Genomic DNA, 23,631 nt, shown 5'->3' on the forward strand with positions numbered 1-23,631 from the left:
GTTCGCGGCTATACCCCCCGCCATCTCTCACGCGGGCATCGCGCGAAGGCTCCAGCGGGGTCCCAGACGCTCCGGTGGCCGAAAGGCCCAACGCTCGCGGCGGACAAACCGGAAAAGGAATTGCAGATCATGCCTCTGCCGACATTCACCATGCGCCAGCTTCTTGAAGCCGGCGTGCATTTCGGCCACCATACCCGGCGCTGGAATCCGAAGATGCAGCCCTATCTCTTCGGGGTTCGCAACGGCGTTCACATCATCGACCTCGAACAGAGCGTGCCGCTCCTGCACCGGGCGCTGGAAGCCGTGCGCGCGGTCGTCGCCGGCGGCGGACGGGTGCTGTTCGTCGGCACCAAGCGCCAGGCGACGGACATCATCGCCGGCGCGGCCAAGCGCTGCGGCCAGTACTACGTCAATCATCGCTGGCTCGGCGGCATGCTGACGAATTGGCGCACCATCTCGCAGTCGATCAAGCGCCTGCGCGAGTTGGACGAGCAGATCGCCCAAGAGGATATCGGGCTCACCAAGAAGGAGCTCCTCAACCTGACCCGCGAGCGCGACAAGCTCGAGCGGGCGTTGGGCGGCATCAAGGAGATGGGCGGGCTGCCGGACATCTTGTTCGTGATCGACACCAACAAGGAGCAGATCGCCATCCAGGAGGCGACCAAGCTCGGGATCCCGGTGGTGGCCGTCATCGACAGCAATTCCGACCCGCACGGCGTGACCCACCCCATTCCAGGCAACGACGATGCCATCCGCGCGATCACGCTCTATTGCGATCTCGTGTCCTCGGCGGTGCTCGACGGCCTGCAGGCGGAGATGACGGCCGCTGGCGTAGATGTGGGCGAGGCCGAAGAGGTCCAGGGCGAGAGCCTGCCGACCGAAGGCGAGGCGGCGGTCGAGGGTGAGCCCGCGCCAGCCGCCGAAACCGGCGAGACGCCGAGCCAGGCCACGGCCTGACCGGCAGCCAACGAAGCGAGGGATTGCTCATGGCCGAGATCAGCGCCGCGCTGGTTAAGGAGCTGCGCGAGAAGACCGGCGCCGGCATGATGGACTGCAAGCGGGCGCTGACCGAGACCGGTGGCGCGGTCGAGGACGCGGTCGATTGGTTGCGCAAGAAGGGCCTGTCGGCCGCGGCTAAGAAGTCCGGACGCATCGCCGCCGAGGGACTGGTCGGCGTCATTGCCGACGGCACGCGCGGCGCGGTCATCGAGGTCAACGCCGAGACGGATTTCGTGGCGCGCAACGAAACCTTCCAAGCCTTCGTCAAGGCCGCGGCGAAGCTGACGCTGGAAACCGGCGCCGACCTCGAGGCGTTGAAGGCGCGGTCGTTTCCCGGCAGCGCGCGCAGCGTCGCCGACGAGCTCACCCACCTGATCGCCACCATCGGCGAGAACATGAACTTGCGGCGCGGGCAGAGGCTCATGGTCAAGCAAGGAGCCGTCGCCTCCTATGTGCACAATCTGCTGACGCCGGGGCTCGGCCGCATCGGCGTCTTGGTCGCGCTCGAGTCCGCGGGCGATCCGACAAAGCTCGCCGATCTGGCAAAGAAGCTTTGCCTGCATGTCGCCGCCGCCAATCCGCAATCGCTCGATATCTCTTCGGTGGACCCGGCGACCTTGGAGCGCGAGCGCAATATCTTGAGCGAGCAGGCGAAGGCGTCGGGCCGACCCGATAATGTCATTGCGAAGATGGTCGAGGGGCGGCTCCGCAAGTTCTACGAGGAGACCGTCATGACCGAGCAGGTCTTCGTCGTCGATGGCGAGACACGGGTGGGCAAGGTGCTGGAGACGGCGGCGAAGGAGCTGGGCCAGCCGATCAAGGTCGCCGGTTTTCTCCGCTACGCGCTGGGCGAGGGCATCGACAAGAAGCAGGCCGACTTCGCCGCCGAGGTCGCCGCCCAGCTGGCGCACTGAGCCGTGGCCGTGACCGCGCGCGAGGCCGGCAAGGAGGCCCCCCGCGGTACGGCGCGCTATCGTCGCGTGCTCCTCAAGATCTCCGGCGAGGCGCTGATGGGCGCGCAGGATTACGGGCTCGCCCCCGACATGGTCGACCGCATCGCCCAGGAGATCCAGGCCGTCATCGATCTCGAGGTCGAGGTGTGCGTCGTCATCGGCGGCGGCAACATCTTCCGCGGCATCTCCGGGGCGGCTGCCGGCATGGAGCGCGCCACCGCCGACTACATGGGCATGCTCGCGACCGTCATCAACGCGCTTGCCCTCCAGAGCGCGCTCGAGCGCCGGTCCCTGCAGACCCGCGTGTTGTCCGCCTTGCCGATCTCCGCCGTCTGCGAGCCCTATATTCGCCGGCGTGCCGTGCGCCACATGGAAAAGGGTCGGGTGGTGATCTTCGCGGCCGGCACCGGCAACCCGTTTTTCACCACCGATACCGCGGCGGCTCTCCGCGCCTCCGAGATGGGGTGCGATGCCTTGCTCAAGGCAACCAAGGTCGATGGCGTCTATACCGCCGATCCGGTGAAGGATCCGGCGGCAGAGCGCTTCGAGCGGCTCACCTACCTCGAATGCCTCGCGCGCGACCTTAGGGTGATGGACGCCTCGGCGATCTCGCTTGCCCGAGAAAATCGTATTCCGATTCTCGTATTTTCGATCCACAATCACGGCGCATTCGCGGACGTGGTGACGGGGCGGGGGCGCTTTACCATCATCACCGAGGAGGGCAGAGCGTGAGCACGCCGGACCTCAAGGAATTTCGGCGCCGCATGGACGGCGCGCTCGAGGCCCTACGGAAGGAATTCGCCGGGCTGCGCACCGGCCGGGCTTCGGCGGCGTTGCTGGAGCCGGTCATGGTCGAGGCCTACGGCAATCCGATGCCGCTCAACCAAGTGGCGACCATAAGCGTGCCGGAGCCGCGGCTCATCGCCGTGCAGGTCTGGGACAAGGGCGTGGTCAAGGCGGTCGACCGGGCGATCCGGGAGGCGGGCCTCGGCGTCAATCCGCAGGCCGAGGGGCAGCTCATCCGCGTGCCGGTGCCGGAGCTCACCCAGGAACGGCGCGCCGAGCTCAGCAAGATCGCCCACAAATATGCCGAGCAGGCCCGCGTGTCGGTGCGCAATGTGCGCCGTGACGGCATGGAGCATCTGAAGAAGGCGGAGAAGCAGCACGAGATCAGTCAGGACGAGCACCGGCGGCTCTCGGGCGAGGTCCAGAGCATGACCGACGACCACGTCAAGAAGATCGACGAATCGCTCGCTGCCAAGGAAAAGGAGATCATGCAGGTCTAGGATCTGCATGACGGGGGATCACTTTGTTGAGGCGGCAGACCTTGCCGGCACAGCGTGACATGCCGCGGCGCGGAGTTCGAGGGGGGGACCGCCGCCGACCGGGGATCGAATATCGGCTCGCGCATCGCGCAGCGCCGGTGCGGCTCTGTGCGCCGCCGGGCATCCAGCGCGGCCGCCGCGGACGCTGAGCCATGGACTCTCCCGATTCGGAACCGCGCGAGCCGCCGACCCACGTTGCCATCATCATGGATGGCAACGGGCGTTGGGCGAGCGCGCGTGGATTGCCGAGGGCGGCCGGTCATCGCCAAGGGGCCAAGGCGGTCCGGCGCACGGTCGAGGGTGCCAGCGAGCTCGGCATTCGCTACCTCACCATCTTTGGCTTTTCCTCCGAGAATTGGAAAAGGCCGAGCGCCGAGGTGGACGACCTCATGGGTCTGCTTCGCCACTACCTGCGCCGTGAGATCGCCGAGCTGCACGACCGCGGTGTTCGCCTTCGCATCATCGGCGAGCGCAGCCGCTTCTCTCCCGACATCATCGCGCTCATCGAGAATGGCGAGACGCTGACGCGCGGCAATGATGAGCTGCACCTGACTGTGGCGCTCAGCTACGGCGGCAGAGGCGAGATCACCGATGCGGCGCGTCGTCTGGCGCAGCGCGTGGCCGAAGGGGGGCTCGATGCCGCCGCCATCGACGAGGCCAGCGTCGCCGGCGAGCTGGCGACGGCGGAATTGCCGGACCCGGACGTGGTGATCAGGACCTCCGGGGAGAAGCGCCTCAGCAATTTCCTCCTCTGGCAATCGGCCTATGCCGAGCTGGTCTTCCTCGACACTCTCTGGCCGGACTTCACCAAGGCCGATCTGGAGGCGGCGATCCGCGAGTTCCATCGCCGCGAGCGCCGTTATGGCGCCGTCGGCTAGAGCGGACTCCACGGGCGGCCTCCTCCGGCGAGTCGTCTCGGCCCTGGTCCTGGCCCCGCCGGTCGCCGCTTCGGTCTATTTCGGCTCGCCGTATTTCGAGCTGGTTCTCGCCTTGGCCGCGGTGCAGATGGCGCGCGAGTGGGCGCGGCTGTGTTGCGGGAGCGCGCCCGGCAGGATCGGCATGACCGTGGTGATGGGCCTCGCCGGCGTCGCCAGCCTCGTCGTCGCACGCAGCTTCGGCATCGTTGCCGGCATCGCCGGAGCGCTCGTCGCGGCGATCCTGGTCTACGGTGCCGGGCGGCGGTCCCAAGCGGCCCTGCCGGGGTGGCTGGCGGCGGGCACGCTCGCCCTCGCCATACCCTGCGTCAGCTTCCTCTGGATTCGATTCGATGCGTTGGCCGGGCGCGACTTGACTCTATGGCTCCTGGCCGCGGTCTGGGCGACCGATATCGGGGCCTACGCGGCCGGCCGCACCATCGGCGGTCCCAAGCTCTGGCCGCAAGTCAGCCCCAGAAAGACATGGGCGGGCCTGCTGGGTGGCATGGCCTCGGCGGCCTTGGTGAGCGTACTTGCCGCCTGGTGGCTGGAACAGGGCAATATTTGGCTGGCTCAGGCCGCCGGTATCCTCCTCGCCGGGGTGGCACAGCTGGGGGACCTCGCCGAATCGGCGCTGAAGCGCCACTTTGGCGTCAAGGACTCGGGCCGGCTCATTCCCGGCCATGGCGGTCTCTTGGACCGGGTCGACGGATTGATCGCCACCGCACCGGCCGTTGCTGTGCTAACGTGGCTCTTTGGTGCAAGTTTGATCGCCTGGCGATGACATCATTGGCAACGACATCGGCGCCGCGCCGCCTCACCATCCTCGGTTCGACCGGCTCGGTCGGGCGCAACACCGTCGATCTCATCAGCCGCAATCGTGAGGTCTATCCGGTCGAGGCCCTGACGGCGCGGGGCAATGTCGAGCTACTGATCGAGCAGGCGCACGCGCTCAAGCCGAGTTTCGTCGCCATCGGCGAAGAGTCGCGCTATGCAGCGCTCAAGGACGGACTGAGCGGTACCGGCATCGAAGTGGCGGCCGGCGAGGCGGCGCTGGTGGAGGCGGGCGCGCGACCGGCGGGTTGGGTGATGGCCGCCATTGTCGGCTCTGCCGGCCTGGAGCCGACCTTGGCTGCGGTGCGTCGCGGTGCTGCCGTGGCGCTCGCCAACAAGGAGTGCCTGGTGTGCGCGGGCGAGCTGGTGCTTTCGGAGATGCGCCGCGCCGGCGCGCGTCTCTTGCCGGTCGACAGCGAACACAACGCCATCTTTCAGGTCTTCGACTTTGCCCGGCCGGAGACGGTGGAGCGCATCATCCTGACCGGCTCCGGCGGGCCGTTTCGGACCTGGCCGCTCGAGCGCATGGCAAAGGCGACCCCGGCCGAGGCGGTCGCGCACCCGACCTGGACCATGGGCGCCAAGATCTCGGTCGACTCCGCGACGATGATGAACAAGGGCTTGGAGATCATCGAGGCGCATTATCTCTTCGGCCTGGAGTCGGAACGGATCGAGGTGCTCATTCAGCCGCAATCGGTGATCCACAGCATGGTCGCCTATGTCGACGGCTCGGTCCTGGCGCAGCTCGGATCCCCCGACATGCGCACACCGATCGCGCACACGCTCGCTTGGCCGCAGCGGATCACCACGCCGGCCTCGCGGCTCGACTTGGCCCAGCTCGGGCAGCTCACCTTCGAACGTCCCGAACCCAGCCGGTTTCCGGCCCTTCGCTTGGCCCGTGAAGCCTTGCAATCGGGGGGGGCCGCACCTACAATTCTCAATGCCGCGAACGAGGTGGCGGTGCACGCGTTTTTGACCGGGCGCATCGGCTTCTTGGAGATCGCGCGCACCGTAGAACGAACGCTCGAAGCGGTGTCGGGGGCAACGCCGACCTCCGTTGCCGAATTGCGCTTGATCGACTGCGAAGCCCGATCGCGCGCGACCACTTTCTTGGGAGCCTAGGGGATCGGCCGGCGCCGGTTCTGCGAGCCCGACATTCTCACAGCCGAGACGCCATGCAACTCCTGATCGCCGTCAGGGATTATGCGATCCCATTCCTGGTCATACTGACCGTCCTCGTCTTCGTGCACGAGCTGGGGCATTTCTGTCTCGCACGGCGCAACCGGGTCCGCGTCGAGACGTTCTCGATCGGGTTCGGGCCGGAGCTGTTCGGCTTCAACGACCGCAAGGGCACGCGCTGGAAGTTCAGCGCACTGCCGCTCGGCGGCTACGTCAAGATGTTCGGCGAGGGCGAGGGAATGGGCACCGGCGCGGCTGCCGCAGCACTCTCGCCTGAGGAGCGTGCCGTCTCCTTCCATCACAAGACCCTAGGCCAGCGCGCCGCCATCGTCGCCGGCGGGCCGCTCGCCAACTTCATCTTCGCGATCGTCGTGCTGACGGGCCTGTTCGCCATCGTCGGCCAACCCTTTACTGCGCCGGTGGTGGACGAGGTGATGGAGGCGGGAGCGGCCGAGAAGGCGGGCGTCAAGCCCGGCGACCGCTTCCTCACCGTCGACGGCCAGAGCATCAGCCGGTTCGAAGAGCTGCAGCGATTGGTGCAAGATAGCCCCGGCCGCCCGCTCGAGGTGGTTCTGGATCGGGAGGGCCAGGCCCTCCGCTTGACCGTCACGCCGACAGTGACGGAGCAGACAGACCGGTTTGGCAATCGGCACGTGATCGGCCTGCTGGGCGTGCGTTCGCACCGCCTGGAGACCGTTCGCCATGATCCGCTGACGGCCGTTTGGCAGGCCAGCCGCGAGACCGCGATGATGACCGTCGGAACCTTGAAGGCCCTGGGCCAGATCATCGTCGGTAGCCGCGGCACCGAGGAGCTGGGCGGCCCGCTGCGCATCGCCCAGATGTCGGGCGAGGTCGCCCAAGGCGGCCTGGTGGCGACCTTCTGGTTCATGGCGGTCTTGTCCATCAACCTCGGCCTCATCAATCTCTTTCCGATCCCGGTGCTGGATGGCGGCCATTTGCTGTTTTACGGCGCCGAAGCGCTCAGGGGACGGCCGCTCGGGCCACGCGCGCAGGACTACGCCTCAATGGCGGGGCTGGCGCTGGTCTTGGCTTTGATGGTGTTCGCGACCTGGAATGATCTGGTTCATCTCAGGGTCGTCGACTTCATCGGCCGGTTGTTCACCTAGTCGCTGGTCCTGGGCCGGGGAACTCCGTGAGGCAGAACGCTGCCAGATTTGCGGCGGGGCTGTGGCGGTGGCTCGCCGCCGCGCTGATTGCCCTCTGCTTCGCCGGCCTAGTACCCGGCGGTGCTGCGGCGCAATCCTTAGATGCCATCGCCGAAGTCGCGGTCGAGGGCACGCAGCGGATCGAGCCTGATACGGTCCGCTCCTACCTTCTGCTGAAGCCGGGCGACCCGTTCGATCCCGAGCGCATGGACCGCTCCTTGAAGGCGCTCTTCGCCACCGGCCTCTTTGCCGATGTCGGCCTGCAGCGGCAGGGCTCGCAGCTTCTGGTTCGCGTGGTCGAAAATCCGATCATCAACCGCATCGCCTTTGAAGGAAACCGGCGCGTCACCACCGAAACCTTGCTGAACGAGACGCAATTGCGGCCGCGCGTCGTCTATTCCCGTACCAAGGTGCAGAACGACGTCAAGCGCCTCCTCGATCTCTATCGCCGACAGGGCCGTTTCGCCGCCGTGGTCGAGCCCAAGATCATTCAGCTCGAGCAGAACCGGGTCGACCTCGTCTTCGAGATCAACGAAGGCAGCCTCACCGGCATCAAGCGGATCTCCTTCGTCGGCAACAAGCAATTCAGCGAGCCGACGTTGCTTGGCCAGCTGCTGACCAAGGAGACTGCTTGGTATCGCTTCTTCAATTACGACGACACCTACGATCCGGATCGTTTGACTTTCGACCGCGAGCTGCTCAGGCGCTGGTATCTCAAGCACGGTTACGCGGATTTTCGGGTGATCTCCGCCGTAGCAGAGCTGGCGCCGGACCGCAGCGGTTTCTACGTGACCTTCACCGTCGAGGAGGGCGAACGCTATAAGTTCGGCAAGATCGACGTGAAAACCGCGCTCAAGGACCTGGTTGCCGACCCGTTGCGCACTGACGTCGTGGTCAAGGAGGGCGATTGGTACGACGGCGACGCCGTCGAGGAGACCATCAGGCAGATGACCGACCACGTCGGCACGCTGGGCTATGCGTTCGTCGACATCCAGTCCGAACTCAATCGCAGCCGTGAAGCGCTGACGGTCGACGTCACCTTCGTCGTCCGCGAGGGGCCGAAGGTCTATGTTGAGCGCATCGATATCGTCGGCAATGTGCGCACGCTAGACAAGGTCGTTCGCCGCGAGTTTCGTCTGGTCGAGGGTGACGCGTTCAACACCTCGAAGATGCAACGCTCGCGTCAACGTATTCGCAACCTCGGCTTCTTCAACAAGGTCGACGTCGCCAATCAGCCCGGAAGTTCGCCGGACAAGACCGTGGTCAAGGTCGAGATCGAAGAAAAGTCGACCGGCGAGTTGTCGTTTGGCGCGGGCTACTCGACCAGCGACAAGATCCTGGGCAACGTGCAGGTGCGGGAGCGCAATTTGCTCGGCACCGGGCAAGACCTTCGCATCGCCACCACCCTGTCCTTTACCCGCCGAGAGGTGAATGCCAGCTTCACCGAGCCTTATTTCTTCAACAAGGATGTCTCGGCCGGCGTCGACGCCATCTATTCGACCCAAGATCTGCAATCGGTCAGCCAATACGACCAGCGGACCGCGGGGTTTGGGCTGCGCGGCGGCTTCCTGCTGAGCGAGCCCTTGCGCCAGACCGTGCACTACAACCTGTCTTCGGTCTTTATCACCAACGTCGCGGGCTCCGCTTCGCCCTTCATCCGCGAGCAGATCGGCCATACCATCACCTCGCTCATCGGCAACGAATTCGCCTACGACAAGCGCGATGACCGAAACAATCCGACCCAGGGATACTATATTAGGTTCGGCACGGATTTTGCCGGGCTCGGCGGTGACAGCCGGTTCGTGCGCCCGATCATCAAGGGCGGCTACTTCTATCCCTTCGGCAGCGACATCGTCGCCTCCCTCCTCGGCGAGACCGGCGACGTGATCGCCCTTGGCCAGCGGGTGCGGATCAACGACCGCTTCTTCATCGGGGGCGACAACTTGCGCGGCTTCCGGAGTGGCGGTGTCGGTCCCCGCGACACCAATACCCAGGACTCGCTCGGAGGCACGAAGTATTATGCTGGCTCCCTGGAGGTCAGCGTGCCCCTGGGGACACCCAAGGACTTCCCGGTAAGCGGCCGCGTCTTCACCGATTTCGGTAGTCTTTGGGATCTTGGTGAGACCGGGCCAGGTTTGGCCGATATCTCTTCGCTGCGGGTCTCGGCGGGTGCGGGCGTAACGGTCATTTCGCCGCTGGGTCCGATCCGCATCGACTTAGGCATTCCGGTTGTGCGGGAGAATTTCGACCGCAAAGAACTCATTCGCTTCAGTTTTGGCACGAGGTTTTGAGGATGCGCAGTACCATGTTGTGGCGGTTCGCCTTCGCAGCCTCTTTGGCGTTGGCGCCCCTCACGCTCCAAGCTCAGACGCCCCGCCCGCCGGCTCAGCAGGGCCAGCCCGCGCAACCGGCGCCGCCAGCGCAGCCGGCGCCAGCGGGTAAGCCGCTGGGGGCCTTCCCAGCCGCCACAATCGCCGTCGTCGACGTTCAGGAAGTGATGCGGTCTGCCGCCGCCGCCCGCTCGATCCAGCAGCAACTCGATACCCAGCGTGTGTCCTATCAGGACGACATCAACAAGAAGGAAGCCGAGCTGCGCAAGGCGGAGCAGGATCTGACGCAGCAGCGCCTGGTCCTGGCCGAAGATGCCTTCAACCAACGCCGCCGCGATTTCGAAAACCGGGTGAACGACGTGCAGCGCGAGGTGCAGGCGCGCAAGCGCCAGCTGGATCAGGCCTTCGATGACAACATGAACAAGGTCAAGACGGCGTTGCTCGACGTGATCGAGCAGGTGGCCGCGGAAGGAAAGATCTCGGTGGTGCTGCCGCGGGCGAATGTCGTGCTCGCCGACCGCGCGCTCGACCTTACGAGCGAGGTGCAAGCGCGGCTCGACAAGAAGCTGCCGACGATCAAGGTGACGCTGCCGCCGTTGAAACCATAGATCTGATCGGAGACTCATGGCCGATCCGCGGTTCTATGCCCTGGCAGGTCCTTTCAGTGTCGGCGACATCGCACAGCGCATTGGCGCGGAACTGGCCCCAGGCGCGGAAGCCGGCAGGCTGATCCGCAATCTGGCAACACTCGGCGAAGCCGGTTCCGACGATCTCAGCTTTCTCGAGAACCGGCGCTATCTCGAGGCCTTCGGCGCCAGCCGCGCGGGCGCCTGCGTCGTCGAACGGGCGGCCGCCGCGCGCGCGCCCAAGGGGATGACGCTGCTGTTCGCGGCGAGGCCGCGACGCGCTTACGCGCTCGCCGCCTCGCTGTTCTACCCTGCGCGGGACGTGAAGCCGGGTGTACATCCCCGGGCGACGGTCGATACCAGCGCCAAGCTCGGCCCCGGCGTCACCGTCGAAGCGGGTGCCGTGATCGCCGCCGCCGCCGAGATCGGCCGAGGCTGTCGCATCGGGGCCAATGCGGTGATCGGTCCCGGCGTCGTGCTTGGCGATGACAGCGTCGTCGGCGCCAACGCCTCGATCAGCCACGCGCTTATCGGCGCGCGGGTAGTCATCTATGCTGGGGTCCGGATCGGCACGGACGGCTTCGGCTTCGATCCCTCGCCCGAGGGGCACCTGCGGATGCCGCAGCTCGGCCGGGTCATCATCGGCGACGACGTCGAGGTCGGCGCCAATTCGACCATCGATCGCGGCAGCGGCCGCGACACGGTGATCGGCCGCGGCTGCATGATTGATAATTTGGTGCAGATCGGGCACAACGTTCAACTTGGCGAGGGCTGTATTTTGGTCGGCCAGAGCGGCATCGCCGGGTCCGCCCGGCTCGGGCGGCTGGTCACGCTCGCCGGGCAGGCCGGCATTTCGGGCCACCTCGAGATCGGCGATGGGGCCACGATCGGCCCGCAGGCGGGGGTGACGCATAACGTGGCGGCCGGCCAGACCGTGCTGGGCGCGCCGGCGATCCCGGCCTTGGAATTTGCGCGTCAGGTGGCGACCTTGAAGCGGCTGGCGGCGAAGAAGGGCAAATAGGCCATGAACGACGTCAAGGCCAACACTGCGGGCGGCGGCGTTCGGCACATCGCCGAGATCGACATAAACCGCGTGATGCAGATGATTCCGCATCGTTATCCGATGCTGATGATCGACCGCGTCATCGATGTCCATCTCGACCAAAGCGCCGTCGGGGTCAAGAACGTCTCGATCAACGAGCCGTATTTCCAGGGGCATTTCCCGCGCTTCCCGGTAATGCCGGGGGTGATGATTATCGAGGCCATGGCCCAGACTTCGGCGGTGCTGGTGGTGGCCACCTTGGGCCGGGAGGCGGAAGGCAAGCTCGTGTATTTCATGAGCGTGGACGGCGCCCGCTTCCGCAAGCCGGTGCTGCCGGGCGACACGCTCCACATCCATGTGCGCAAGGAGCACAGCCGCGGCAATGTCTGGAAGTTCAGCGCCGAGGCGGTCGTCGACGGTGTGAAGAAGGCGGACGCCACCTTCGCCGCCATGATCCGAGACAATTGATGACGTCGGTCCATCCGACGGCGATCGTCGAGCCCGGGGCGCGGTTCGGCGAGAGGGTGGTCGTCGGCCCCTTTTGCTGCGTCGGCGCCGCGGTCGATCTGGGCGATGGGGTCGAGCTCTCGAGCCATGTGGTGATCGGCGGACGCACCCGCGTCGGCGCCGGCACCAAGATCTTTCCCTTCGCGTCCATCGGGCTGGCACCCCAGGACCTCAAATATCACGGCGAGCCTTCCGAGCTCATCATCGGTCGCGACAACGTCATCCGCGAGCACGTGACCATGCACCCCGGCACCGAGGGCGGGGCGATGAAGACCGTGGTCGGCGACGGCTGCCTATTCATGGTGAACACCCACATCGCCCATGACTGCGTCATCGGCAATCGGGTGGTGATGGCGAACAACGCCACCCTCGGCGGCCATGTGCATGTGGAGGATTACGTCATTCTGGGTGGCGTATCGGCCGTCCATCAGCGCGTGCGCATCGGCAAGCACGCGATCGTCGGCGGCATGTCCGGCGTCGAGCAGGACGTCATTCCCTACGGGCTAGTGATGGGCGACCGGGCGCGGCTCTCAGGGCTCAACCTCGTCGGCTTGAAGCGCCGCGGCTTCGGCCGCGAGGACATCCAGGCGCTGCGAACCGCCTATCGGCTTCTGTTTGCGGCCGAGGGCACGTTGGCCGAGCGGCTCTCCGATGTGGCTGAGCTGTACAAAGCAACTAGCGTGGTGATGGACATCATCAACTTCATCCGCGCCGATGCCACCAGGCCGATTTGCCAGCCCAAAGGGGGCAATGCAGGCTAAATTGGGCATCCTCGCGGGCGGCGGGCCGTTGCCGGGCCAGCTCATCGCCGTGTGCAAGGAATCGGGCCGACCCGTGTTCGTGCTCGCCTTCAAGGGCGAGACCGATCCCTCGACCGTCTCCGGCGTGGAGCACGCCTGGATCCGGGTCGGCGCCGCCGGCACCGGCATGGAACTCCTGCGCGAGGCCGGCTGCGAGGAGCTGGTGCTGGCCGGGCCGGTCAAGCGCCTGTCGCCGGCTAGCCTCCGGCCGGATTGGCGGACCCTGCAGTTCTTCGCCAAGATCGGGCGGCGCGCTTGGGGCGACGACGGGCTCCTGTCGGCGGTCATCAACGAGCTCGAAGGCGAAGGGTTCCGCGTTGTCGGCGCCGAGGAGATCTTGCCGAGCCTGCTGGCACCGTTGGGGCCGCTCGGGCGCATTGCCGCCGATCCGACGCAACTGGCCGATATCGGGCGCGGGCTCGAGGTGCTGCGTGAGCTGGGTCGCCTCGACATCGGCCAGGCGGCGATCGTGCAGCAGGGCGTAGTCTTGGGCTTGGAGGCGATCGAGGGCACCGATCAGCTGATCGAGCGTTGCGGCAAGCTGCAGCGGGCGGGCAGGGGCGGCGTGCTGGTCAAGGTCAAGAAGCCCGGCCAGGAGACGCGGGTCGATCTGCCGACCATAGGCGAGCGCACGGTCAGGCGCGCCGCCGAGAGCGGCCTCTCCGGGATCGCCATCGAAGCCGGCGGCACCATCGTGCTCGGCCGCGACGCGGCGATCGCGGCGGCCGACGAGCGCGGGCTCTTCCTCGAGGGTGTCCGGGTGAGCCGGTGAGCGCCGGGCCTCTCGTTTTTCTCGTCGCCGCCGAAGCCTCCGCCGATGCCATCGGGGCGAGGCTCATGGCCGCGCTGAAGACGGCGACCGACGGCCGCGTGCGCTTTGCCGGTATCGGCGGCACGGCGATGGCGGAAGAGGGCCTCGAAAGCCTGGTGCACTTCGGCGAGCTCAACGTCATGGGCATCATCGAAGTGCTGCCCCATGTGCCTCGCATCCTCCGGCATATCGGCGAGACGGCCAAGGCCGCGCTCGACCTCCGACCCGATGCGGTCGTCACCATCGATGCGCCTTCCTTCTCCTTTCGTTTGGGTCGGAAGCTCCGCGGCAAAGGCTTGCTGCTGGTTCACTACGTGGCGCCCACCGTGTGGGCCTGGCGGCCACGGCGCGCCCGGATGATCGCCCGGTTCCTCGACCATCTCCTTTGCGTGCTGCCCTTCGAGCTGCCCTATTTCGAGAAGGTGGGGCTGCCGGCGAGCTTCGTCGGCCATTCCGTCATCGAGCAGGATGGCATCAGCCCCGACGGTCCGGGCTTCCGCCGGCGCCACGGCATTGCCGACGACGCGCCGCTCCTCTGCGTGCTGCCGGGGAGCCGCGTGGGCGAAGTCAACCGGCTGGCGCCGGTGTTCGGCGCGGTGGTGGCCCGTCTCGCGGCCAAGCACGAGGGATTGCGGGTGGTGGTGCCGACCGTGGCACCGGTGGCGGCCCTGGTCCGCAGCCAGGCCGCCCAATGGCGCGTGCAGCCCGTCGTCGTCGAGGGCACGGCCGAGAAGCATCATGCCTTCGCCGCGTCGACGGCGGCTCTGGCGGCCTCGGGCACGGTTAATCTCGAGCTCGCCGTCGCCGGCGTCGCCTTCGTGATCGCCTACCGGGTCACCTGGCTCAGCTATGGGATCGGCCGGCTCCTGGTGAAGGTGCCGTCGATCGTCATGACCAACCTCCTGGTCGGGCGGAACGTCATTCCGGAATTCCTGCAGCAGGATTGCCGCGCCGATCTGATCGCGCCTGTCGTCGAGCGGCTGCTGACGAGCCTCGAGGCGAGGGAGGAGCAGAGAGCGGGCAGCCACGAAGCAGCATTTCGGCTCGGCCTCGGCGGACCAAGCCCCAGCCGCAACGCCGCCAAAATCATTCTCGACCTCATCGCCGGTCGCGCTAAACTCGCGCCCATCCCCCCGACTTGAGCCAAGGAGTGAGAGCCATGAGCGACGTGCAGACGAAAACCGCATCTTCGGCCGGGAGCGCATTCCAAGGCTCGCGCTTCTTGCACACGATGATCCGGGTCAAGGACCTCGACAAATCCCTCGACTTCTACACCCGGCTCCTCGGCATGAACCTCATCCGCAAGAAGGACTACCCGACCGGCGAGTTTACGCTTGCCTTCGTCGGCTATGGCGACGAGAACGACGCCTCGGTGGTCGAGCTCACCTACAACTGGCCGCGCAAGGAGCCCTACCCGATCGGCGAGGGCTTCGGCCACCTCGCCATCTCGACCCGCGACATCTACGGCGCCTGCGAGAAACTTGCCGCCGCGGGCGTCAAGATTCCGCGGCCCCCCGGCCCGATGAAACACGGCGGCTCGGTCATCGCCTTCATCGAAGACCCCGACGGCTACAAGATCGAGCTCATCGAAAAGAAGTAGTCGCATCCGACGGCAGGGCTGAGAGCGGGAGAAGCGGCTGACGAGAGCGGAGCGCATGCCGACACAATGGCCGGTATCTCATACCTATCGTAGACGGCGAGACCCTGCCGCAAAGGACCGGTCAACGCCCCTCGACGGTGCCCAAGTCCGCGGATGACCGGGGTAGTCTCCCCACCACACGCATAGTCTCGGTCTTCTGATCGAGTCGGCACACTTGGCGGCTCAGGCACCACAGCTCCGCTGCCGGCAGGTCTGACCTCTGCCGCAGCAAGTCAGCCGCCCAGCATGCCGCCGCCTGGTCATCGTCGCGGTGCGCTTCCGCCGAGCTGACGATGATATTCGCCGTGCTGAGAAGGTAACAACGATAGTAGCTCACCATGCGGTCCCCCCACACACGACCGCATTCATAGCCTAGGGTGGTAAACGAACTATTGCCGCAACCGGCATGGAGGAGACATCGGCTCGGGTCTCCCTGCGATGGTTGCGGTGATCATGGGGTCATCGTCGCGGATGCACCGACGCCGCCTGAAGCCGTGGAGGGCGGCTGCGGCTTCGCGGCCTCCTCGGCCGCCGCTCGGTTGGTCTTCTCGCTCGTGCCAAGGGGGCCAGTGAGCCCGATCAACTCCAGCTTGCGCCGGACCGCCTCTTTGAAATCCTCGCTCGCGCCAGCGCGCAGCGCCAGCGTGAAGTGGTCCTTGGCTTTGGCGAGGAGCTTATGCATGCGCGCATCGTCGGCACCACGCCCCGCTGCTACGGCGTCGTCGAGATAGAGGTTCACGCTCGTCTCATAGGCCTGGCGGAGGAGCGACGTGCAGCGGTCCTGGAGTTCGCGGCGGCGCGCTATGGGAAAGGCCTTGTCCTTCACGATCTCGGCGACGCGCTTCGATTTGCGCTCGACCGCATCCGGATTGCCGCTGGTCGCATCGCTCATCATGCGCTCGACTTCCGCTTCGGCCCGTTTGACGAGCCCTTCTTCGAGCTGCTGACGCGACTGCGCCGCCGCTGCCGCCAACACCATGACGTACCTCTCTAAGCCGCAAATAGGGTCCCGAGCGCCCCGATGCCGCGGCATTATCATGGTTCCGCTTTAATGCTGCCTTAACGCATACAATGCGATCTATTCTTGCGGCCACCACGACCGAGAGACCGCGCCTGCGGCCTGGCCGAGGCGAGGCAGAGGGGCGGCCGCGGCGCAACGTTCTCTGCCATGAAGCCCATTGCCGGCATTGTTGCCGCAGCTCTCGCTCTGTCGCCTGAACTTTCGCGCCAGCTGGCCCCAGCAGCGGAAACAACGGCATGACCGACGCGCCGGCGGCACTGCGCTTGGGAAATAGTACGCGGGCGTACGAAGAGTGGCATTGGGCATGCCGTACGGGCAGCTGCAGCACGGTGACATGGCCGTGTCACGTGAGCTCAAGGGGCACCTCTGCGATTGCAACGGCGGCGACCGAACGCAGACTCTCGTCAGCCGCCGCAGGAGTCTGGCTCCATGGCCGCAACGCTATCCCCTGAGCTCGCCAAAGCGATCAGCCGAGCGATCAAGACCGCCATCGACGAGGGCCTCGGTGCCTTTGCCCAAAATGCGGCGGCCATCGCGGTCGTGCGCAAGGTGCACCCGCAACTCAGCTCTGATGCTGCGCTGGCCGTTGTGCTGCGCTGGCGGAAGAGCCAACCAACCCAAAGGTTATAGGCAAGCATCCGGTGCAGGCCGCCTTGCTGGGGATTTGCTGTTGGCGGGGACCTAGCGAAGGTTCCGGCGATGACCTCGACGCCTGATGGTCTCGCGGCGGTGAGCGGCAGCGTGGTTCAGTTGGGGAGCCCGGAGCCGCCGATCACCGCGAGGAGTGCTGAGATCAGGGCTGCGCTGTGGAAGGGCTTCGCCAGGGTCGCTACCGCCCCGTTGTCCTCTGCCACCCGGAGCAAATCCTCGCTCCCGCCGGAGACGGCGATGATCGGCACGGATGGGTCCAATCCCCGCAAGACGCTGATCGTCTCGATGCCGTCGAAGTGCGGCATGATCATGTCGGTGATGACGAGATCGGGGCGGCGCTGGGAGAAGTAGTCGATGCCCTCGAAACCGTCGGTGGCGGTCACCACCGCATGGCCCTCGCCTTCCAGCATCAGCCGCACCAGCCGACAGAAGCGAGGGTCGTCGTCAATCACCAGCACCGCCGCCACGATAGATTCTCCCATTGAGGTCGCCGGGGCTTCTAGCACGTACTATGGTATGCACTCAACCTAGTTGCGATTAAGAATTATAAACTAGGAAAAGTGGCAGGAACCCTTTGCTTGACAGCGACCGGCCGAAGACCCGGGCCGATCATGCGGACCCGTGCGGGCGGCCGATGCCGCCCGTATTGGCTCGGACGGATTCGATATTCCCTGCGGGATATGTCCAGCGGGTCAGAGCGCGCCCGCTTCCCCCTCAGCTAAGCGCCGTCTTCAGCATCCTCAGAAACGCCTTGGTGTCGGCGCGGCGAATGACGCGCGCGTTCGGCATCTTCTCCGGCCAGCGCGTTCCAAGCCGGGGCGGGTGAATCGAGGAGAAGCCGCGGGTGAGCTCGCCTTGCACTTCGACGTCGACGACGCAGTCGTCGCTCTCCAGGATCAGGCGTTCATCGATGGCGCAGGCGCAGGTCAGGGAATCCGGATGGGTGCTGATCGGCTTGCCGTAACGGGCGAGCGCCTGCGCCCGGGGCTCACGTGTGACGGTCATGAAGAACTTGGACAGGGGCGTGTCCAGCGCTTCGATCTCGGCGATCTCCTCGGCATCGAAGGCACCCGACCTCAAAGTCAGTGTCCAGGTGGAGATCGTCATCTTGAAGCCGGCATTGAGCACAATCTTGGCGGCCTCCGGATCGACGTAGAAATTGAATTCGGCCGTCGGCGTGACGTTGCCGATGGCACTGTCGGTGCCCCCCATGATCCAGAGGTGACGGACCGCGCCTGCGATGCGCGGCTCCATCACCACGGCGGCCGCGATGTTGGTGAGCGGGGCTTGGGCGAGGATGCTGACCTCGCCCGGTCGCGCCATCACCCGGTCGATGATCGCGGCCACCGCATGCGTCGTCTCCGCCCGCTGCGCTGCTTTGGGAAAATTGGCATCGCTCATGCCGTCTTTGCCGTGAAAGAGCGCCGGCACCCATTTGCGCAGCATGGGGCGCGGACAACCGGGGTAGACCGGGACCGTGCCGCCGCGCCCGGCCTTCTCGATGGCGATGAGCGCGTTGTCGATCTGCTGCTGGAAGTCGACATTGCCGTTGCAGATGGTGACGGCCTCGAGCGTGACGCCGGGGTGCTTGAGGGCCAGCAGCAGCGAGAAGGTGTCGTCGCCGGCGGTGTCGGTGTCGATGATGAGACGCATGCGAGCGCTCCAGATGCTGCGGAGAAGGCGTCGCTACTCCAGGAAGCTGAATCCCATGGTGCGGGCATGGTAGTAGAGGCCGCCATCCTGCACGATGAGGAAGAGCGCGCGCCCGTCGCCAGCATTGTGATGGGAGTGGGGCAGGCCCGGCGGCGTCACCATCGTCGCCCCCTCCAGCCACTCGCAGCGTTCCGCTCCGACCATGGAATGGCAGCGCTTGCCCTTGACGATGAGGGTGGTGGCCGCCGAGTTGTGCCGGTGCGCGCGCTGATGCGTTGCCGCGGGCAGCGAGTTCAACGACAAGGTCAGCGTCGGCATGATGTTGCGGCTGGCTTCTTGCCGGTCGGAGGAGAAAATAACGGCGATGCCGGAGGTCGCCTCGTTCGCTGATGCTTCGTAGATGAGGTCGATCTGACGGGCGATCTCGGCCGCCGGGTAGTGCACTGGTTCGATCGGCGCGTTTCTGCCCGTCGTCGGCCGCAGCCGATCGAAGGCCAGCTGCGGCTCGTTGCTGACGGTCCACAGCACGGCATGCTCGGACCCGGCGGTATGATCGCCCGGCTGCCCGCCCGGCAGCAGGAACACGTCGCCGACGCTCCAGCTGATCGCTTCCTGGCCGCTACGGCTCATGCCGTTTCCGGCGATCACGTACCAGATCGAGCCTGTGGCGATCGATTCCGAGCGCAAGGTCTTGCCCGCGGGAATACCGGCGTAGCGCGCCAGCATGAGGGGCGTGGTGGCCGGGAACGGACAGTCGAGCTCTGCCGATTGATCGCAGGCGAAGAAGCGCGCCTTCCTGCCGGGGGCGGAGGCTGCCTCGAATTCCGCATGGAAACTGCGGGCCGGCACCGGGGTGAGCTTTACGTTGAAGGCATTGCCCGAATTGAAGAAGCGCGCGCGCCCCGCCGCCGGGCTCTCCGGTGCGAGCGGCTTTTGCGCCGACATATCCGCCATGTCCGGCTTTTCGGCTTGCGTCGTCATAGTCCTCTCGTTTTCACGTGGGTCATTGCCACAGCAGCTCCGCGAGGCTGGCGGCGAGCACGGCGGCGCCGGCGCCGACATGCTCGCATTCGGCCCACTCGGCCTCGGCATGGCTGATGCCGCTGCGGCAGGGGATGAAGATCATCGCGCTCGGGCAGAGCGTCGCCAAATGCCGGGCGTCGTGACCTGCGGCCGAGAAGAGACGCATGCTGGGATAGCCGCAAGCCGCGGCAACCCGCTCGATGCGCGCCTGCAGCGCCGGGTCGAAATCGTTCGAAGGGGCATCCACCAACGGCGTCACCGTCACTGCGCACGGGGCGGCCTCACGCCGGCAAACCGTGCCGAAGCGCTCGCCCAGCGCCGTGAGGACGCCGTCGTCGGGATGGCGCAGGTCGGCGCTGAACGTCACCCGCGCCGGAACCACCGAAGGCGCGTTCGGCTCGACGCGGAGGCGTCCGATGGTGAACTTGACCAAGCCGTCGTGGTCGCCGAGCTCGACCGCGAGCGCGCCTGCCATACGCGCGAAGACGGCGACCGCGTCTCGGCGCTCGCCCATGGGCATCGTGCCGGCATGGCCCTCGCAACCCTCGATCACCGTCTCGAAGGTCTTCTTGCCTTGGATGCCGGTGACGATGCCGATGAGCCGGTTCTCGGCTTCGAGGATCGGTCCTTGCTCGATATGGGCCTCGAGATAGGCGAAGGCGGGAAAGCCGAGGGGCCGGCGCGGCAAGCCGGGGAAGGCGGCATGCAGCGCATCGAGCGCCCCGCCGGCGCTGACCCCTTCGGCGTCGACCGCGGCCCTGATCCGGTCCAGCGAGCGCAGGCCGGCGAACGCCTCGGAGCCCATCATGCCTGACGCAAAGCGCGAGCCTTCTTCATTCATCCAAGCGACGACGATGAGGTCGCGCATGGGGCGCCGTCCCTGCTCGGCGAGGGCAGTGGCCGTCTCCAGCGCCGCCAGCACGCCATAGACGCCGTCGAAGCGGCCGCCGGTCGGCTGCGTGTCGAGATGGCTGCCGGCCAGCACCGGCGCCGCCGCGCGATCGGCGCCTGGGAGCGCCAGGAACAGGTTGCCGGCGGCGTCGGTCGAGGGCTCGAGCCCTGCTTGCCCGGCCCAGCCGATCACCATCCGCCACGCCTCGATCTCGGGCGCGCTCAGAGCCGGGCGATTCACGCCGCCCTTGGCCGTGGCACCGATCTTTGCAAGCGCCATCAGCCGGCTCCACAGCCGCGCCGTGTCGGTCTTCACGCGCCGGAGATCCGATGCCGGCTCACCCTTCGCACTCTTCGCCTTCATCGGGCCATCACTTGGTTCGCATGATCTCGCCGGCGATCGCGCGCGCGTCGCGCACCGTCCATCGGCCGGCCTCGACTTGGGCCAGGAACTCCGCCAGCAGGCCGTTGAACAGAGCCGGCTCCTCCAGATTGAGCGTATGGCCCGTCTTCGGCAGTACCGCGAGCCCGCACGCCGGGATCGTCTTCTTCAAGAAAATGCCGGGCTGCAGGCAGTGATCGTCCTCGTCGCCGACCACAACCAGGGTCGGCACCGGCATCTGCTTCAGCTCCGCCTCGAGGTCGTAGAAGGAAGGCCGGCGCGCCTGCACGCCGCGCATGGTCAAGGCGGCGCCGACATCGGAGTGGGTGGCGAGCCGGTCGGCGAATTCCTGCCAGCCGCGCGGGTCCTTGTTCTGGAACTGCACGCGGCTGGCGCCGAGCGCGTAGACCTTGGCGAACGCCTTGGCGCCCAACCGCTCGAAATTGTCGGCCACCTCGAGGGAGACCTTGCGGAAATACTCCTCATACGGCTTCTCGCAGCCGTAGCCGGCGCCGGCCACGGTCAGCGACAAGGCGCGCGTGGCATGGCCGAGGCCGAAATGCACCGTGGCGAAGCCGCCCATGGATAGGCCGACGATGTGTGCCTTGGCGATGCCGAGGCCGTCCAAAACGGCGACCGCATCGCTGACCGCCTTTGCTTGCGAGTAGGCCTCGAGGTTGGCCGGCACGTCCGAGGGCGGATAGCCCCGCGCCGCGTAGGTGATGCAGCGGTAGCGGTGGCCGAAGAAGCGCAGCTGCGGTTCCCAGCTCGCGTGGTTGCCGCCGAACTCGTGGATGAACAGGATCGCCGTGCCGGTGCCGGCCTCCTCGACGTGGAGACGGATGCCATCGGCGGCGGTGATGTTCATGGGTGCAGCTCCTCGCCTCAGAATTGCGGCGGCAACTCGTTCAGGCTGCGCGCCTTGACGATCATATCCGGCAATAGCGCGCAGAAGCGATCCGCCCACGCCCGCGGCACCGAGGTGCTGACCTTGACGAACCGGTCGCCGAAGCGCTCCGTGTGATAACCGCCGTGCCGGATCATGATGCCCTCGCGGCGATAGCATTCGACCAGCGCTTCTGGGCGAATGTTGGCGCCTACGGTCTCCAGGACGAGGAAGTTGCCGTGCGAGGGGTAGACGGGGAGCGACAGGCCGGCGATCCCGGCGGCCTTCTTGATCGCTAGCTTGTTGTCACGGTCGATTCTGCGCACGGTCCGCATCCACTCGGACTTGACCGCGAGGCCGGCGGCAGCCGCCCGTTGGGCGACGACGCTGGCGCCGAGCACGCCGGTGGTCCATTTTGAAATCTTGTCGAGGAGGGGCGGGGCGGCGACGAGCGCACCCACCCGAAGGCCGGCGAGGCCAAGCCATTTGGAGAAGCTGACAGTGACGACCGTGCCTTCCGGGGCCACGTGGAGGGCCGGCACGTGGCCATCGGCGAAATCCCGATAGGTGCAGTCATGCACCAGGAGGGCGCCGCTCGTCTTGGCGATCTCGGCAAAACTCTCGATCTCCGCTCGCGTGTGGCAGCTGCCAAGCGGATTGTTGGGATCGACGAGATAGATGATCGCTGTCCGCACGTCCACATGGCGGCGCAAGAGGTCGGGCGTCAACCGATAGCCGATCGAGGCGTCATAGATCGGTATTTCAATCACCTCCGCACCCTGCTGGCGGGCAAAGAGGCAAGGCCACTTCCAGGTTGGGTCGGTGGTGACGAGGGTGGTGCCGGGTCGGCAAAAAGCCCGGCAGATCATTGCCAGCGCGTTGACCCCGCCCTCCGTCACCAATGCCTCCGCCTCCGGCGCGCCGAGATCGGCGGCAATCGCCAGGCGCAGCGCCTCGAAGCCCATGGGCGGCGCGTAGGCATTGTATTCGCCGGACTCAATCGAGCGGAGCATCGCTTCGCGGACGGCCGGATGCGCCGGAATGTGGTTGGTGTTCTGGCCTAGCCAGCAGAGGCCGGGCGTGGCGAAGAGATCGTCGAAATAGCGGTTGCGGGTGCGGGCGTCCGACATCGATCGCGTCCAGTGCCGTCACTTCGCCCTTAGATCACCGATCCGCGGGCGGAGATACCCCCGTCGATGGTGACAACGGAGCCGGTGATGTAGCCGGCCTTGGGCGAGGCGAGGAACGCCAGCAGATCGGCCACCTCCTCCGAAGTCGCGGGCCGGCCGCCGGGATATTTCTGGAACAGCTCCTCCCAACGTTCCTCGTCGCCCAGCATGTCGATTGCCTTGCGCCGCATGATCTTCAGCATGCGGTCGGTGGCCACCGGGCCCGGGTTGACGCCGACGACGCGCACACCGTGGTTGAGGCTGGCGCCGCCGAGCGCCTTGGTGAACGCCATCAGCGCGGCATTCCCGGTGCTGCCGGCGATGTAGCCTGCATCCCAGTTCTCGCCGGAATTGCCGATGACATTGATGATGACGCCGTCGCGGCCGCGCATGCGGCCATAGAGCGCGCGGGTCAGCGTGATGTAGCCGAACACCTTGAGGTCGAATCCGCGCCGCCAGGCCGCATCGTCGACCTTGTCGAGGGAGCCGACCGGAATATCCCCGGCATTATTGATGAGAACGTCCACCTCGCCGACCTCGGCGGCGAGGCGCTCCATGGCTTGCGTGCTCGAGAGGTCGAGGGGGTAGACGCCGACTTTGACGCCGTGGGCGGTCTTGATCTCGTTTGCGGCGGCGCGGAGAGCAACGCCGTTTCGGGCGGCGAGATGCAGGTTGCAACCTTCTTCAGCGAAAGTGCGCGCGGTGGCGAGGCCAATTCCTTTCGAGGCGCCGGTGATGACGACGCTCTTGCCGGTGAGATTGAGCTGCAACGGAGGCTCCTAGAGAGGTGAAGTCGAAATTATACATAGAGTCACTTTTTGTATACAACA

General features: G+C 66.3%; 25 protein-coding genes. 17 read left to right on the forward strand and 8 right to left on the reverse strand.

Features of this window, described 5'->3' with window-relative positions; translation table 11 throughout:
* Positions 1 to 129 precede the first annotated feature (129 nt).
* The 16 genes from rpsB to gloA all read left to right on the forward strand — a co-directional run bounded on the left by rpsB (position 130) and on the right by gloA (position 15,086).
* A complete protein-coding gene (gene rpsB, locus HY058_06215) occupies positions 130 to 957 on the forward strand; it encodes a 30S ribosomal protein S2 (protein ID MBI3496878.1) in 828 nt (275 codons plus the stop codon).
* Between the two features lie 29 nt (positions 958 to 986).
* Positions 987 to 1,913: an elongation factor Ts gene (locus HY058_06220; GenBank protein ID MBI3496879.1), complete on the forward strand. Its 927-nt coding sequence runs from the start codon at positions 987 to 989 to the stop codon at positions 1,911 to 1,913.
* 9 nt (positions 1,914 to 1,922) lie between these two features.
* Positions 1,923 to 2,684, forward strand: coding sequence for a UMP kinase (locus tag HY058_06225; protein ID MBI3496880.1), 762 nt, complete (start codon positions 1,923 to 1,925; stop codon positions 2,682 to 2,684).
* A complete protein-coding gene (gene frr / locus HY058_06230; GenBank protein MBI3496881.1) occupies positions 2,681 to 3,238 on the forward strand; it encodes a ribosome recycling factor in 558 nt (185 codons plus the stop codon). Before HY058_06225 ends, frr begins: the two co-directional genes overlap by 4 nt.
* Before the next feature lie 191 nt (positions 3,239 to 3,429).
* On the forward strand, positions 3,430 to 4,155 hold the full coding sequence (locus HY058_06235) for an isoprenyl transferase (protein MBI3496882.1): 726 nt from the start codon (positions 3,430 to 3,432) through the stop codon (positions 4,153 to 4,155).
* On the forward strand, positions 4,139 to 4,975 hold the full coding sequence (locus HY058_06240; GenBank protein ID MBI3496883.1) for a phosphatidate cytidylyltransferase: 837 nt from the start codon (positions 4,139 to 4,141) through the stop codon (positions 4,973 to 4,975). The genes HY058_06235 and HY058_06240 overlap by 17 nt, the downstream gene beginning before the upstream one ends.
* Positions 4,972 to 6,147, forward strand: coding sequence for a 1-deoxy-D-xylulose-5-phosphate reductoisomerase (locus HY058_06245; GenBank protein MBI3496884.1), 1,176 nt, complete (start codon positions 4,972 to 4,974; stop codon positions 6,145 to 6,147). The genes HY058_06240 and HY058_06245 overlap by 4 nt, the downstream gene beginning before the upstream one ends.
* Before the next feature lie 53 nt (positions 6,148 to 6,200).
* Positions 6,201 to 7,331 (forward strand): RIP metalloprotease RseP, encoded by a 1,131-nt coding sequence (rseP, locus tag HY058_06250; protein ID MBI3496885.1) that lies wholly within the window; start codon positions 6,201 to 6,203, stop codon positions 7,329 to 7,331.
* A 59-nt stretch (positions 7,332 to 7,390) separates the two neighbouring features.
* On the forward strand, positions 7,391 to 9,661 hold the full coding sequence (gene bamA / locus HY058_06255) for an outer membrane protein assembly factor BamA (GenBank protein ID MBI3496886.1): 2,271 nt from the start codon (positions 7,391 to 7,393) through the stop codon (positions 9,659 to 9,661).
* Positions 9,662 to 9,663: 2 nt separating this feature from the next.
* On the forward strand, positions 9,664 to 10,308 hold the full coding sequence (locus HY058_06260) for an OmpH family outer membrane protein (GenBank protein MBI3496887.1): 645 nt from the start codon (positions 9,664 to 9,666) through the stop codon (positions 10,306 to 10,308).
* A gap of 16 nt (positions 10,309 to 10,324) precedes the next feature.
* Positions 10,325 to 11,347, forward strand: a complete 1,023-nt coding sequence (gene lpxD / locus HY058_06265; GenBank protein ID MBI3496888.1) for a UDP-3-O-(3-hydroxymyristoyl)glucosamine N-acyltransferase — start codon at positions 10,325 to 10,327, stop codon at positions 11,345 to 11,347.
* 3 nt (positions 11,348 to 11,350) lie between these two features.
* Positions 11,351 to 11,836: a 3-hydroxyacyl-ACP dehydratase FabZ gene (gene fabZ / locus HY058_06270; GenBank protein ID MBI3496889.1), complete on the forward strand. Its 486-nt coding sequence runs from the start codon at positions 11,351 to 11,353 to the stop codon at positions 11,834 to 11,836.
* Entirely contained in the window at positions 11,836 to 12,636 is an 801-nt protein-coding gene (lpxA, locus tag HY058_06275) for an acyl-ACP--UDP-N-acetylglucosamine O-acyltransferase (protein MBI3496890.1), read from the forward strand. Before fabZ ends, lpxA begins: the two co-directional genes overlap by 1 nt.
* Positions 12,626 to 13,447: a UDP-2,3-diacylglucosamine diphosphatase LpxI gene (lpxI, locus tag HY058_06280; protein ID MBI3496891.1), complete on the forward strand. Its 822-nt coding sequence runs from the start codon at positions 12,626 to 12,628 to the stop codon at positions 13,445 to 13,447. Before lpxA ends, lpxI begins: the two co-directional genes overlap by 11 nt.
* A complete protein-coding gene (lpxB, locus tag HY058_06285) occupies positions 13,444 to 14,628 on the forward strand; it encodes a lipid-A-disaccharide synthase (protein ID MBI3496892.1) in 1,185 nt (394 codons plus the stop codon). The genes lpxI and lpxB overlap by 4 nt, the downstream gene beginning before the upstream one ends.
* Positions 14,629 to 14,645: 17 nt before the next feature.
* Positions 14,646 to 15,086 carry a lactoylglutathione lyase gene (gene gloA / locus HY058_06290; GenBank protein ID MBI3496893.1) on the forward strand — a complete coding sequence of 147 codons (441 nt, stop codon included), beginning with the start codon at positions 14,646 to 14,648 and terminating at the stop codon, positions 15,084 to 15,086.
* Positions 15,087 to 15,576: 490 nt separating this feature from the next.
* On the opposite strand, the gene HY058_06295 is transcribed toward gloA, so the two are convergent.
* Positions 15,577 to 16,098 carry a hypothetical protein gene (locus tag HY058_06295; GenBank protein ID MBI3496894.1) on the reverse strand — a complete coding sequence of 174 codons (522 nt, stop codon included), beginning with the start codon at positions 16,096 to 16,098 and terminating at the stop codon, positions 15,577 to 15,579.
* 477 nt (positions 16,099 to 16,575) lie between these two features.
* Between HY058_06295 and HY058_06300 the strand changes: the two genes are divergently transcribed.
* Complete coding sequence (locus HY058_06300) at positions 16,576 to 16,776, forward strand: hypothetical protein (protein ID MBI3496895.1); 201 nt, start codon at positions 16,576 to 16,578, stop codon at positions 16,774 to 16,776.
* Between the two features lie 116 nt (positions 16,777 to 16,892).
* On the opposite strand, the gene HY058_06305 is transcribed toward HY058_06300, so the two are convergent.
* The 7 genes from HY058_06305 to HY058_06335 form a co-directional block, all read right to left on the reverse strand.
* Complete coding sequence (locus tag HY058_06305; GenBank protein MBI3496896.1) at positions 16,893 to 17,279, reverse strand: response regulator; 387 nt, start codon at positions 17,277 to 17,279, stop codon at positions 16,893 to 16,895.
* 232 nt (positions 17,280 to 17,511) lie between these two features.
* A complete protein-coding gene (locus tag HY058_06310; GenBank protein ID MBI3496897.1) occupies positions 17,512 to 18,450 on the reverse strand; it encodes a nucleoside hydrolase in 939 nt (312 codons plus the stop codon).
* Positions 18,451 to 18,483: 33 nt separating this feature from the next.
* Positions 18,484 to 19,431, reverse strand: a complete 948-nt coding sequence (locus tag HY058_06315) for a cupin domain-containing protein (GenBank protein ID MBI3496898.1) — start codon at positions 19,429 to 19,431, stop codon at positions 18,484 to 18,486.
* A 22-nt stretch (positions 19,432 to 19,453) separates the two neighbouring features.
* Positions 19,454 to 20,728 carry a hydantoinase/carbamoylase family amidase gene (locus tag HY058_06320; GenBank protein MBI3496899.1) on the reverse strand — a complete coding sequence of 425 codons (1,275 nt, stop codon included), beginning with the start codon at positions 20,726 to 20,728 and terminating at the stop codon, positions 19,454 to 19,456.
* Positions 20,729 to 20,735: 7 nt separating this feature from the next.
* Positions 20,736 to 21,614: an alpha/beta hydrolase gene (locus HY058_06325; protein MBI3496900.1), complete on the reverse strand. Its 879-nt coding sequence runs from the start codon at positions 21,612 to 21,614 to the stop codon at positions 20,736 to 20,738.
* Between the two features lie 17 nt (positions 21,615 to 21,631).
* Positions 21,632 to 22,762, reverse strand: coding sequence for a pyridoxal phosphate-dependent aminotransferase (locus HY058_06330; protein MBI3496901.1), 1,131 nt, complete (start codon positions 22,760 to 22,762; stop codon positions 21,632 to 21,634).
* 29 nt (positions 22,763 to 22,791) lie between these two features.
* A complete protein-coding gene (locus tag HY058_06335) occupies positions 22,792 to 23,571 on the reverse strand; it encodes an SDR family oxidoreductase (protein ID MBI3496902.1) in 780 nt (259 codons plus the stop codon).
* Positions 23,572 to 23,631 lie beyond the last annotated feature (60 nt).

It is taken from the genome of Pseudomonadota bacterium, assembly GCA_016195085.1.
In the GTDB taxonomy this organism is placed as follows: Bacteria; Pseudomonadota; Alphaproteobacteria; order SHVZ01; family SHVZ01; genus JACQAG01.